This is a genomic window from Microcoleus sp. B13-B6 (genome assembly GCF_036705405.1).
Taxonomy (GTDB): domain Bacteria; phylum Cyanobacteriota; class Cyanobacteriia; order Cyanobacteriales; family Microcoleaceae; genus Microcoleus.
Genome location: NZ_JAUBUJ010000052.1, coordinates 1 through 12,998, shown reverse-complemented (window position 1 = coordinate 12,998; position 12,998 = coordinate 1). Strand labels below are relative to the sequence as shown.

Genomic DNA, 12,998 nt, shown 5'->3' with positions numbered 1-12,998 from the left:
ACCCGCCTCTGGCTCAATCCCCGTAGGGACAAAGGCTTTCGCCCAAGGAGTGTCAACTTTCCACGTCAAACCCGCAGTCCGACAGGGGTTGAAACCCCTGTCTCAAAGCACAAGTCCTCTGAAGAGGACTAAAGAAATGGGTAACAACTCATCAGTCCTCTTCAGAGGACTTTTGCTATTAGACAGGGACTTCAGTCCCTGGCGGTCTTTCGGCTTAAGTTGACACTAATGGACTCTTGGAGTGTCCCTACTACACTTCATAAATTCAATCATCAATTAACGTAGCATTGTCTTTCTTACCATCACCGTAACCATGTTTTTGAACCATACAATTACAGCTTTAAGTTCTGGGATGGCTTCTCTAGTTGCCCCCATACCTTTGTTAGCAACAGTCGAAGCAGAAAATTCGCCGATCGTCCTCAGCGGAGTTTTGCTCAGTTTGGTAGTGATTTATATCGCCAGTAAAATCGGCGCGGAAGTGGCTCTAAAGTTTGATTTTCCCCCGGTTTTGGGTGAACTTGTAGCAGGGGTGATTATTGGAATATCTGCTTTACACTTGATCGTTTTTCCCGGAAGCGAGCTGTCAGCCTCAGACTCAGGGATTATGACAGTTCTGCAATCGATTAATCATCTGTCTCCTGCCGCCTTCACCAGTGTGTTTGAATCGCAGAGTGAAGTCATTTCAGTGCTAGCTGAATTGGGCGTAATTATTCTGCTGTTTGAAATTGGCTTAGAGTCGGATCTCAAACAACTCAAGCAAGTCGGAATTCAAGCTACCGTTGTCGCCTGCGTAGGTGTGGCAGTTCCCTTTGCCGCCGGTACTGCGGGCTTGATGATAATTTTCCACACGGCGGCAATTCCAGCAATTTTTGCGGGGGCAGCTTTGACGGCAACCAGCATTGGAATTACATCTAAAGTGTTGTCTGACTTAGGACAACTGAACTCTAAAGAAGGTCAAATTATTGTCGGTGCGGCGGTGATTGATGATGTGTTGGGAATTATTGTCCTGGCTGTTGTCGCCAGTTTAGCCAAAACCGGGGAGATTGATGTTGTTAATGTCATCTATTTGATTGTCAGTGCAACTGTTTTTCTGCTAGGTTCGATTCTGTTGGGTGGTGTCTTCGACAAAACCTTCTCGGCGGTGGTGGGTCAACTCAAAACTCGCGGCAATATTCTCATCCCGGCATTTATTTTTGCCTACTTCATGGCTTTTCTGGGCAACGCAATTCATCTCGAAGCGATTTTGGGTGCGTTTGCTGCGGGCTTGGTGTTGGATGAAAGCGATGCGCGCAATGAGTTGGATGAACTGGTGAAACCCATCGCCGATTTATTTGTGCCCATCTTCTTTGTGACGGTGGGAGCACGGGCGGATTTGGGGGTTTTGAACCCAACAGTGCCGGATAATCGGGCGGGACTTTTGATTGCCGTATTTTTGATTGTGGTTGCTATTTTGGGCAAGATCGTAACAGGTTGGGTGGTGTTTGGTCAGCCTGGAATCAATCGATTGGCGATCGGAGTGGGGATGATTCCTCGGGGCGAAGTCGGGTTAGTGTTTGCCGGCATCGGTTCCGCGAGTGGGGTTTTGGATAAACCGTTAGAAGTCTCGATTATTATCATGGTGATTCTGACGACATTTTTAGCGCCGCCTTTTCTGCGGATTGCCTTTGGTGATACGGTAGAGCCTCCTGCTAGTGGGGAACTTTCTAGCGAGAAAATCGTTTGATATCAAATCCGCCCTTCATCGGAATTATTCATCTCTCTGTTCTCGAACTCTGCGTTCTCTGCGTACTCTGCGGTTTAATCATTCCCATCCAACCGGAAACGATATGATAGAGGGAATTTGAGTCTGGGCGATCGACTAATTTAGACACAAAGGTCGATCGTCCAAATTGTCTTACCCGTAATATCATGTCCCCTCGATTCCCCCAAATCACGTAGGGGCGGGTTCACCAACCATATTTGCCAATAATTGACAATCTCAAAAACCCGCCCCGACCGGGATATTATGGTCAATCGATCGTCCAAATTGTCTTACCCGTAATATCCTGTCCCCTCGATTACCCGAAATCACGTAGGGGCGGGTTCACCAACCATATTTGCCAATAATTGACAATCTCAAAAACCCGCCCCGGCCGGGATATTATGGTCAATCGATCGCCCAAATTTATCTAGCCGTAATCATAAGTCCTAAGTTGTGAGAAGCGGCTACAGCTTGACTTTCAACTGATAACAATTGTCAGCGAGTTTAATCAGTTCGCCCAGGCCCCAAGTACCTTGATCGTTCAAAAGTTCCGCTAGTTGATTCGGGATGGCTTCTACGCCCAGAAATGCCCCGCTGATGGCACAAGCCATTGCTGCGGTGGTATCCACATCGCCACCGACGGCGATGCTAGTGCAGAGAGTTTCCCAGTAATCTTGAGGCGTTCTCAAAAACGCATATAAACTCCACAAGACGCTACCAACTACAAAAGGGGAAATTCCTTGCCAAGAGTGCTCGTAGTTTAACGGGAGTCCAGCTCTAGAAATCAACTCTACGGCTTCTTCTGGGGGCAATTTCACCCAATCAATCAAATCTTTGAGCAAAGCAGCAAAGGAAGGATCGACTTCTCCTACCCATTCGCTCAGTTGACCGAGAAATGGCTCAGTTTCTATCATCATGTCAGATTGAAGGGCGATCGCCACAGCCCCGGCGATCGCCACAGCCCCAGCAGAACACCGCGAATCTTGATGGGTGATGCGCCCTTGATCGCAAGCAGCTTGTACAAGCTGGGACGGGTCATCGTAGAATATTAAGCCGATCGATCCAGCCCTCATCGCACTGCCATTACCAGCATTGGGAGCACGAGTACCAGCTTCTTGCCAAGCAACGCCCCGAATCAGGCGGTTTGCAGCTTCTTCTGTCGATCGACCGCGCCCGACAATGCGCTCTTGAGCGAAAATGTCAGCAATACGGGTGGCGTAGTCGCTGGGGTCGAATTCCCCGCAAGCGACATAGCTTTGGAGGAGTTCGCGGGCGAGTTGGGAGTCGTCGGTGTATTGACCAAAAGGCAAGCCGAACCGATCGCGATCTTTGATTTTTTTGAGTCTAACTTCGTAGTTGACAAAGTTTTGGCAAACTTCGGGAGGATAGCCTTCTACTCTACAGCCTATAGCGTCGCCCAGACACTGACCGATCAGACAACCTCTAAATTGTTCGAGACGCGGTACTGTCATTTATGTAGTTTTGAGTAGGTCGATCTAATCTTATGTTAAATCCCCGAATTCTTAAAGCCTGCTGTGGAGAGTCAGAGCGCCCGCTACTAGCACTAACTACTTGTCTATCCCCTTTTTTTCTTGAATTTGAGCTGACGACTTTTATTTTATTTAAACAAATAATTTAGATACGATATAACAGTTTCCAACCTACTTAATAAATGCTATATAGAGGAATGTGCAAGCAGTTATTTACCAACAATTGCTACAGCACCGCTTTGCAAAACAGGAATTTCAATTCGGAACTCTGCTCCTTGATGGGGTTGAGAGAAGCACTGGATGAAGCCACCGTGCTTATCAACTACAATTTGATAGCTGATGGATAGCCCTAATCCAGTTCCTTTACCCGTTGGTTTTGTGGTGAAGAAGGGATTGAATACCTGTTGTCTAACAGTTTCCGGCATCCCAGGCCCATTGTCTTGAACTTGAATTACTACATTTTTTGAATAACCAGAATGAGTTTCGTTTGTGACTAGCTTAGTCCGAATAGTGATGCGACTGGGATTTGTTTGGATGTCTTTTCGAGAACGCTGATTGTCGTAGTTTTCTAAAGCATCGATCGCATTTGCCAGAATATTCATAAAGACTTGGTTCAACTGTCCGGCATAGCACTCTACTCGCGGTAAGTCACCGTACTCTTTGACAATTTCAATAGCAGGATGAGCCGGGTTTGCCTTCAGCCGATTTTGCAAAATCATCAATGTGCTGTCAATTCCCTCGTGGATATCAACTGGCTTCATTTCTGCCTCATCCAGCCGCGAGAAGTTTCGTAGCGACAGGACAATTTGACGAATGCGATCGGCTCCTACCTTCATTGAAGTCAGCATTTTGGGCAAATCTTCACTAATGTAGTCCAGCTCGAACTCTTCAATTTTTTCCTGAATTTGGGCATTAGTTGGATAGGTTTGCTGGTAAAGCTGAATCAACTTTAGTAAATTTTGCGTGTAGTCGGCAGTATGGCTCAGGTTGCCATAGATAAAGTTGACTGGATTATTAATTTCGTGAGCAACACCAGCAACCAGTTGCCCCAAACCTGACATTTTCTCTGCCTGAATAAGCTGTGCCTGAGTTTGCTGTAAGGTTTTGAGTGCAACCTCAGCTTCCTCTTTTGCTTGCCTTAACGCAGCTTCGGCTTGCTTGCGCTCAGTAATATCGAGTGTGAAGGAGCCAACTCCAACAATCTTTCCAGCCTCCCCTACTAAAGGCGTATTGAACCATTCGCAAATAATGGTTTTGCCGTCTTTCGTAATATTTTCGTTGACGTTGTAGCGTCCTCTGGGCTCACTCAACAGCTCGTTCAGAACTCGATCGACTACCTTTCTGGCAGACGCAGGCACAATTAATTCTGCGGCATGGTGTCCGATCGCCTCTTTCGCCGTGTAACCAAAAATCTTCTCTGCCGCTGGATTCCAGGCCGTGACTTTAAAGTTTAAATCCCATTCCAAAACGGCCAGTGAAGTTTGGCGGAATAGAAAAGATAGCCGCTGCTGCGAGGCTTTGAGTTCTTCTTCTACCTGTTTCCGTTGAGTAATGTCAATCCCTGTTTTGATGATGTACTCAATTTCTCCCCGATCGTCCAGTAAAGCAGTATCTGACCAGGCAATCAGTCTGAGTTGTCGATCTTTGGTCATCCAACTGCCTTCATACTGCTGGGGAAAATTACCAGATTGTAAAGACTCAAAAGTAGTTTTGGCTTGTCTAGCTAAGTCTGAGTTGGGGAACAAGTCCCAAATGTAGCGCCCTTTCACTTCACTAAACGAGTAATGAGTCATTTGTTCGCAAGCTCGGTTAAAGCGAACGATTTGTCCCTGCGGGTCGAGCACAACTACCAGGGCACCTGCAATTTCAAGAATAGCTGAAACAAAATTGCGTTCCACTTCAACAGCTTTAATCAGTTCCTCTAACTGGGTTGCCATATTGTTAAAGGCGATCGCCAATGTCCCCAGTTCGTTTTGGCTGTCGATGTTGAGCCGTGTCTCTAATTGCCCCGCACTGAGTTCAGTAGCTGCCGTGGTTAAGCGCTGGAGGGGCACCACAATTTGCCGAATAAATACAAAGCCAATGCCAACAGCGACGATCGTCACCAGCGCCAATGAGCCTCCCATAACTGAGAGCATTTGGTAAACGGGAGCATACGCCTCAGCCGTTGGCAGTTCTACAACCACATTCCAATTCACGCTCCGAACTAAGGCACTGGCTCCCAATACTTCTACCTGCTTTAGACCCTGATAAACGTTAAGGCGCTTAGTATCTTGGGATGCTTTCAAGAATTGAAAAAAGGGACGCTTAGAAATATCTTCAAGTTGAAATGTTTCTGGCTTACTACCCTTTTGAGCAATGAGAAAATTACGCTCATCAACTACATAGACATAACCCGTCTTGCCCACCTCCGTTTGGGAAACAATAAACCAGAGAAAGTTGAGATTTATCTCTGCTAATAGCACCCCATCCACCTCATCTCGCTCATTCCGAATCGGAACCGCCAGAATGGTCTTTGGTTCGTGGGTTTGAGGATTAATTTCTACAGGACTGACATAATCTTCCTGTTGTTTAAAGGCACGAATAAACAGTGGCGAATTGGCGGGATTTTCTAAATTGAGCGGTTCGTAGGGCGAAACTGACGCGACAACTTGTCCCTTCCGGTTCAAAATGGCAACGGCTTCATAAGCATCATTATGACGAGTCAACCCTTCCAACAGGCTCTGCTGCGCTTGAGGTTGAAAGTTGGTGAGTCCTTTGACCCTAGCTAAATAGCTCAGTTTTCGTTTCAAGTCATCTAGATAATTATCAATCTGCCCTGCTGCTGTCTGACTACGCGCTTGTTGGAGCGATCGCGATTGCTGGATCTGCGCCTGAAAGCTGAGGTAGATCAACAACCCACCAGTGGGCAGTAAGCTCAGGAGAACCAAAAATATCAAACCATACCGGAGCTGATGTGCAATAGATAAGAAGCGTGGCCAGGGATGAGAAGGAGAGCTTTTGGCGATCGGCAGAGCGCGATCGTTGCGTTGATTTTGCATCGGACTTAGGATCAATTTTGGTAAATCAATTAATCGGCGCACTAAGGAGAAACATCGATTTTGCCAGTCGTCACAGCTTCTCGGATGGTCTTGAAAGTGTCCTCTTCCTGAGACGTGAGACTACCACGGAAAGGGGCAAAGTCGTAGATATTTTCCTTGAGCCCAAACTTGTAAAGTTTTCCTTCCCAGCGACCTTGCTGGGTTAACACGGCCGCATTTAGCACCAGATTGGGAATGTCCTGCAGAACGCTAGTTAGGACTTTGCCGGGAGCCAGTTCGTACTGATCCTTTGCCCAACCAATCACAAAGACTCCTGGCTTTTGCGTAACGGCTTTTAGGGCGGCTAATCCTGCCTCATCCGCGTTGAAGGTCAAAACATCTACTCCAGAGGCAACCATATCCGTTGCGACTTTGGTGGCTTTGTCCGTATCACTCCAAGTGTTGAGAAAAGCAGTCGAAGCTTGAACAGAGGGATTCGTTGCCTTCACTCCCCGCCTAAACAAGGCTTCTTCTTCTTTATAAACCGGATAAGGTGCACCCACAATATAGCCAACTTTATTGCTTTTGGTCTTCATGGCAGCCAAAGCGCCTGTGAGGTACCCCACCTCACCCGAGCGAAAGGCAACAGCCCCCAAATTTCTGTTATTCCCTGGATGCGTTGTAACCAGGGCAAATTTCGTTCGTGGAAATTCTTGAGCGACCTTTTCGGCAGCTTTGGCATAGCCACCATTGGCTACAATTACCAGGTCATAGCCTGACTGGGCATATTTGCTAATGGCAGCTTCACTATCTTCACCGTCAAGACCAGTAAAGTCTACCTGAGCATTAAATTTATTTTTGATTAGATTCAATCCTTCAAAAGAAGCTTGAGCCCAACTGTTGTTGTCTTTGGAGCCTCTGGTGACCATTGCCACTCTAAAGCTGCTAGAGGTAGTTGCTTCAGGGGAAGAGTTTACGTTCGGAGTCGATCGACTGCAACTGATCGCCAAAAATAGAGCTAGAGCCGCCAGAGTCATTTGTTTGAAAAGAGATTGAATTCGCATAATAGCTTTTCGCAGGAATATTACTTTTTCTAGGTCGATAAATTTGTTGAATGGTACCTCAACAATCTTCACAACTCTTACTGTAGCTGGCATTTAATGACTCTGGCCGATTCAGCGTACCACTCATTTAACCTCAAAAACAAGTAAGGACACGGCACTGCCGTGTCCTTACAAATCTAACCTGCAATTAACCGAATTCGCGATTACTTAACAAACAGCATTTCTTGATAAGTAGGCAGAGGCCACAAATCATCAGCCACTTCACCTTCCAGAGCATCCGCATACTGGCGAACCTCATCCATCAAAGGACGAATTGTTTGCGAAGCATACTGCATATGGTCTTCGGTCGAAGCAAAATCGTGCTTGCTCAAAGCATCACTCAACTTGCTCGCAGTATCCATCATTGACTTAACCAGCACCGCTACTTTTTCGGCACTTTCCTTTTCCAGCTCAATCCCAATCTCTTTCAATTTAGAAATCGTGCCGGAAAGTTCAGCTAAATACCTCACCGCTGCGGGGTAAATAATGGTTTTTGCCATGCTTGATACCAGTTTTGCTTCGACTTCAATTGCCAGCAAATACTGCTCTGCATAAACATCGTAACGGCTTTCCAATTCAACGGGAGTCAGAACACCTGTCTTTTCAAACAAGTCTTCAATGTATCCTTCCTTCAATACGGGCAAAGCATCTGCCGTAGTCCGCAAGTTAGCTAAACCCCGTTCCTCAACGGCCATTTTGTGCCATTCTTCCGAATAGCCGTTGCCGCCAAATATAACCGCGCCGTGCTCATCCATCACTTCTTTCAAAACAGTTTGGATGGCAGCATTCAGTTCAGTTCCGTTAGCCAAATCGCTTTCTAATTTGTTAGCAATCCAGTCCAAAGAATCTGCAAGAATTGTATTCATCGCCACCAGCGGCCCGGAAACAGACTGACCGGAACCTACTGCACGGAATTCAAATCGGTTTCCAGTAAAGGCAAAGGGCGAAGTCCGGTTTCTGTCCCCAGCATCCTTCATGAAAGTAGGCAGTGTTTCTACACCTAAGTTCATAATTCCCCGACATTGAGAGTCCTTAATTTCTCCCCGGCTAATTTGCCCGAAGATATCTTCTAATTGCGAACCCAAATAGACAGAGATAATTGCTGGCGGAGCCTCATTTGCACCCAATCGGTGGTCGTTGCTGGCAGTCGCAACTACCGCGCGCAATAGCGGGCCGTATTTGTGAACTCCGCGAATCACAGCGCCGCAGAATACTAGAAATTGTATGTTCGAGTGCGGTGTATCGCCTGGGTCTAATAAGTTTCCTTGGGTGGCATTGCCGACCGACCAGTTGACGTGTTTGCCAGAACCGTTAATGCCGGCGAAAGGCTTCTCGTGCAGCAAACACATAAAACCGTGTTTCTTCGCAGTGTTGCGGAGAATTGTCATGGTTAATTGTTGATGGTCGCTGGCGACGTTTGCAGCTTCAAAAACTGGTGCAATTTCAAACTGACCGGGAGCTACTTCGTTGTGGCGGGTTTTGGCAGGAATTCCCAGCCGGTACATTCTTTCTTCTACTTCTTGCATGAAGACTTGAACGCGCTCTGGAATCGCTCCAAAATAGTGGTCGTCAAATTGCTGACCTTTCGCAGGAGGTTTGCCAAAAAGGGTGCGACCTGCTAGCAGTAAATCGGGGCGACTGGTGGTGAAATTGGCATCTACCAGGAAGTATTCTTGTTCGGGCCCGCAACTGGAATTGACGGGAGCAACTTCGGTATTTCCTAATAGCTTTAACACTCGGATTGCTGCTTTGTTCATTGCGGCAATGGAACGCAAAAGCGGCGTTTTCTTGTCTAAGGCTTCACCTGTCCAGGAGATGAAAACAGTGGGAATGCACAATGTCATGCCGTTGTCTGTTTCCATGACATAAGCAGGGCTGGTGACATCCCAGGCTGTATATCCGCGAGCGGCGGCAGTGGAGCGAATGCCGCCGTTGGGGAATGAGGAGCCATCGGGTTCGCCTTGTACTAGAACTTTACCTGCAAATTCTGAGATGACGGAGCCATCGCCTTGCACTGAGATGAAAGCATCGTGCTTTTCGGCGGTGCTGTTGGTTAGCGGGTAAAATACGTGGGCGTAGTAGAGGGCTCCTTTGGAAATAGCCCAATCTTTCATTGCTGCTGCAACTACATCAGCTACGGAATCATCGAGTTTTTGGCCTGTTTGAACGGTGTTTTTTACTGATTTGAAAATACTTTTGGGCAGACTTTCTTGCATTTTGCTCAGACTAAAAACGTCTGTTGCCCACAAATCTTCTAGCCGCTTGGGAGGCTGGGCAGGCATCTGTTTGCGGTTGACGATTTGAGAAATTGCTTGAACGCGCGATTGGTTTCCACTCATGGTTATTTTTATTGGGATTGCAGGACGAGTTGTTGATAAAAAATAGATGTTAGCAAAAGTCTAACGATTGACGAATATGTTGGATTTACCCAAGATTTTGCACCATTCTCAAGAACGGGCTCTTCGGCCCGTTCCACAAGAGATCAATTTTCTCGCTTCACAGCCCGTCCAGCCTGTTCATAAAAGGCTAATTGAGAATGGTGCAACATATGAGATTTACCCAACATTTTTTGTCAAAGCTAACTTTTGCGAGAATGCCTTTTTTGGCAGGCTCTACAAGATTGGATGAGCGAGGCGCAATCACTTCGCCGTCCACCGGGCGTGACAATCCTGTGTGAGATGCGGTTGGATTTCGGTTATTAGCAAGAAGATAGATGGCAAGAGCCTGTACAAACTTGAGTCAACATTATAGATGTCTGCACTGCACAAATTTAGTAACTAATATTCACCCTGGTCAGCTCAAAAATTTTGTGCGAATCAATTCCGATGAATTCAGGTCAAAACTACTTATGGTTTTTAACGGTTCGACGATCGATAAATCGCAGTCCAGCAAACAACGCACTCGTTTAGGGGTTTTGGAGAATTATGGAGAGTACACAATCTACACTTGGAGAGTTTAAACAATCATTAACAAAATAAATGTATCGCAGGCTACAGAATTTTATGTTTTTTTTAGAAAGGTCGATCGCACCGATCGCACACAACCCCAGGGTTTCAGTGTAACAGGGCATGGGGCATGGGGCATGGGGCATGGGGCATAGGGCATGGGGCATGGGGCATGGGGCATGGGGCATACCTCACCACGCGATCGAACCGCTATATAATAAATAAAGTCTGGCAACTCTTCTAAAAGTTGGTGCGACAATTTGCCGTAGAAATCTTTACGAGATTTGGGAACTTATTAAACTGTTATAGCCGCAGTTTATTGAGCATAAATGAATAAGTTGATAATTTTTAGTTAACTCGTTGGTAATCGGAAGACTTCAGAGTATGAGCCAAAAAGCGTTCTGTGTAGTACAAAGCTAATTGATTGCTCGGCCCATTAAAAACTGCATCAAAGGCGTGTTCAGCCCAAGGAATTTCGAGCAAAATAGCCCGCTCGCCCGTGGCTCGCAATCGTTGGTAGAGCGATCGACCAAACTTGGGCTGAACGATATGGTCGCGACCTGCATAAACCAGTAGAGAAGGGGGAAGATTGGGTTTAATATAATTTATGGGAGAAGCCCGACGGTAAAGCTCATTGAGTTCATCTGGCGTTCCTCCCAAAAAGGCACGTAAGACGGCTCGAACATTTATGGCATCAGGAAAAGGTGGGTCATTGTATCCCCGGATCAGGTCATTTGGCCCGTAATAGTTCACTACTGCTCGAACTGGAAGCACACTAGAATCATAAGCAGTTAGCATTGCTAAATGGGCACCTGCAGACCTTCCCATCAGAGCAATTCGATCGAGATCGATTTCCCAATCAGCAGCATGAGTTTTGATATAGGAAAGAGCGGCTTGTACGTCCTCAAGCTGAGCAGGAAATCGATACTTGGGAGCGTGGCGGTAAGCGATTGCAACCACACAATAGCCTTGGGCGGCCATGTAGCGGCTGAATTCCTCATTGGAATCGGGATTGCCTCTCTGCCAAGCTCCTCCGTAGAGCGTGATAATCGCCGGATATTTGCCAATTTGCATCGGCCGATAAAGGTTTAGTTGCAGTGAAACTCCGTCAGGGTTGGCAAATCCAATAGCCCGATCGATCCTAACCTCTCTGATGGGAATTCCTCGGAACGCATCTGCGAGGATAAACGCTTGAGGGCGTAGCTGCGCGCGATCGGCTTGAGGAATCGCTGCTAAATAGTTTTCCCCTAAAACAGCTTGCATTTGGGTAGCTATGGCTGCATTGGCTGCTGGGAACTGAATCAGGGGAAGCAGGCCCAGGATGAGGGCGAACAGGTTACAAATCAGTAAAATAATGTAGACTTTACCTTGATGCCGTCTGAGCAGGTTCAGCAGAAGGGCGATCGTATTGATAGCAACCAACCAAGGACTGATTTCTGGTGCTCCCACCGCCAAAGGGTACAGGAACATCGTGGGTGCTGGTACGATCACCCAGAGACTGAGAAATAGGGCGATCGTACTTAGGAACCAAGAAATAAATGGCGAGACTAAGAATGCTGCCAATAAGGGTAACTTTTTGCGGTTCTTCTTGTGGATCATCGGATTTTTGCAGCCTAATTTTTAATCAGTTTATACCAATTTTTTATGAGGCCTCGTAGAATCCGATCCCCCCTAGCCAAGAGGGCGGGCACTCTTGGCACCGCCCCTACTAAGGGGGGGACAAGATTCCGATCAAAGTCAACCCCTACTCCCCAACAATCAGGGGGATTTAGGGGGATCGAGATATGTGCAACTTCACATTAAATTGGTATTAAACTAATATCATCGCCCTAAAATATGCTACAATGACACTGAGACTTTAACAAAAATTGCCTCAAAGTAGATTCCCAAAAAGCATTGATTTAACACCTAAGTCGTTAAAAATAATTTAATCGCCTTGCGCCACCAACAGGATAAATCTTTGGGGAACGAGTTCTTACATCACTATTGCATAAATTTGGATAATTGGAAGTACATTTTAGATTCAAGCATTAGCTCTAGCAATCCTAAATCATTTGTGAATTTCTTACTCCCTCCCCAAGGCATCGGGGAGGGTTGGGGTGGGGTAAAAATTTACGACTCCTGCAAGGATTTCTATATGACTGATGACTATCGGGTTTGGACATTTTCTATAATTGCATTTTTTTGAAACTGGTAAGCTAAGGCGCATCTAAATTTTATACTCACGTTTGATGAAATTATTGTGCGTATCTTGCCCGCCCCAAAATACAAGTTAGATGCCCGACAGCTTATCAACTGCGCTAATTCGGTTGAATTAGGTGGAGCCACTTATAATCCAATACGGTTCAGTTAACACTGTTAATTCCCCGGAGATCCCCCTAAATCCCCCTGATTGTTGGGGAGTAGGGGTTGACTTTGAGCAACTTCTTGTCCCCCCCTTGTAGGGGCGGTGCGACCCCTACTCCCCGTGCCCGCCCTTGGCTTGGCTAGGGGGGATCGATCTTAACTGAACCGTATTGACTTATAATCGGCGTCAAGAGCCTTTTTATCGGTTAAAATGTATAGTACAAAAAGCCCATCTCACACCGCTATACAGCGGATTCCAGGTTTATGAAGTACAGTAGCAGCAGCTTGTAAACCAGTTTTTAAAGTGCTGTGGATTAACCCGCGTCAAGCGCCGTAGCTAGTAAAACATCAAC

General features: G+C 46.5%; 6 protein-coding genes. 1 reads left to right on the top strand and 5 read right to left on the bottom strand.

Features of this window, described 5'->3' with window-relative positions; genetic code table 11:
• Positions 1–313: 313 nt before the first annotated feature.
• Positions 314–1,723, top strand: a complete 1,410-nt coding sequence (locus tag QUB35_RS21910; RefSeq protein ID WP_333143845.1) for a cation:proton antiporter — start codon at positions 314–316, stop codon at positions 1,721–1,723.
• Positions 1,724–2,205: 482 nt separating this feature from the next.
• On the opposite strand, the gene QUB35_RS21905 is transcribed toward QUB35_RS21910, so the two are convergent.
• The 5 genes from QUB35_RS21905 to QUB35_RS21885 form a co-directional block, all read right to left on the bottom strand.
• Positions 2,206–3,213, bottom strand: a complete 1,008-nt coding sequence (locus QUB35_RS21905; protein WP_333143844.1) for an ADP-ribosylglycohydrolase family protein — start codon at positions 3,211–3,213, stop codon at positions 2,206–2,208.
• A 227-nt stretch (positions 3,214–3,440) separates the two neighbouring features.
• A complete protein-coding gene (locus tag QUB35_RS21900; RefSeq protein ID WP_333143843.1) occupies positions 3,441–6,272 on the bottom strand; it encodes a PAS domain S-box protein in 2,832 nt (943 codons plus the stop codon).
• A 41-nt stretch (positions 6,273–6,313) separates the two neighbouring features.
• A complete protein-coding gene (locus tag QUB35_RS21895; protein WP_333143842.1) occupies positions 6,314–7,408 on the bottom strand; it encodes a BMP family protein in 1,095 nt (364 codons plus the stop codon).
• Between the two features lie 110 nt (positions 7,409–7,518).
• Positions 7,519–9,693 (bottom strand): glutamine synthetase III, encoded by a 2,175-nt coding sequence (locus QUB35_RS21890; protein WP_333143841.1) that lies wholly within the window; start codon positions 9,691–9,693, stop codon positions 7,519–7,521.
• A 954-nt stretch (positions 9,694–10,647) separates the two neighbouring features.
• On the bottom strand, positions 10,648–11,898 hold the full coding sequence (locus QUB35_RS21885) for an alpha/beta hydrolase (protein ID WP_333143840.1): 1,251 nt from the start codon (positions 11,896–11,898) through the stop codon (positions 10,648–10,650).
• Positions 11,899–12,998 lie beyond the last annotated feature (1,100 nt).

Coding starts and splice junctions, on each gene's coding strand:
- QUB35_RS21905 (WP_333143844.1), bottom strand. CDS start 3,213: ATGACAGTACCGCGTCTCGAACAATTTAGAGGTTGTCTGATCGGTCAG.
- QUB35_RS21895 (WP_333143842.1), bottom strand. CDS start 7,408: ATGCCAGCTACAGTAAGAGTTGTGAAGATTGTTGAGGTACCATTCAAC.
- QUB35_RS21885 (WP_333143840.1), bottom strand. CDS start 11,898: ATGATCCACAAGAAGAACCGCAAAAAGTTACCCTTATTGGCAGCATTC.
- QUB35_RS21910 (WP_333143845.1), top strand. CDS start 314: ATGTTTTTGAACCATACAATTACAGCTTTAAGTTCTGGGATGGCTTCT.
- QUB35_RS21890 (WP_333143841.1), bottom strand. CDS start 9,693: ATGAGTGGAAACCAATCGCGCGTTCAAGCAATTTCTCAAATCGTCAAC.
- QUB35_RS21900 (WP_333143843.1), bottom strand. CDS start 6,272: ATGCAAAATCAACGCAACGATCGCGCTCTGCCGATCGCCAAAAGCTCT.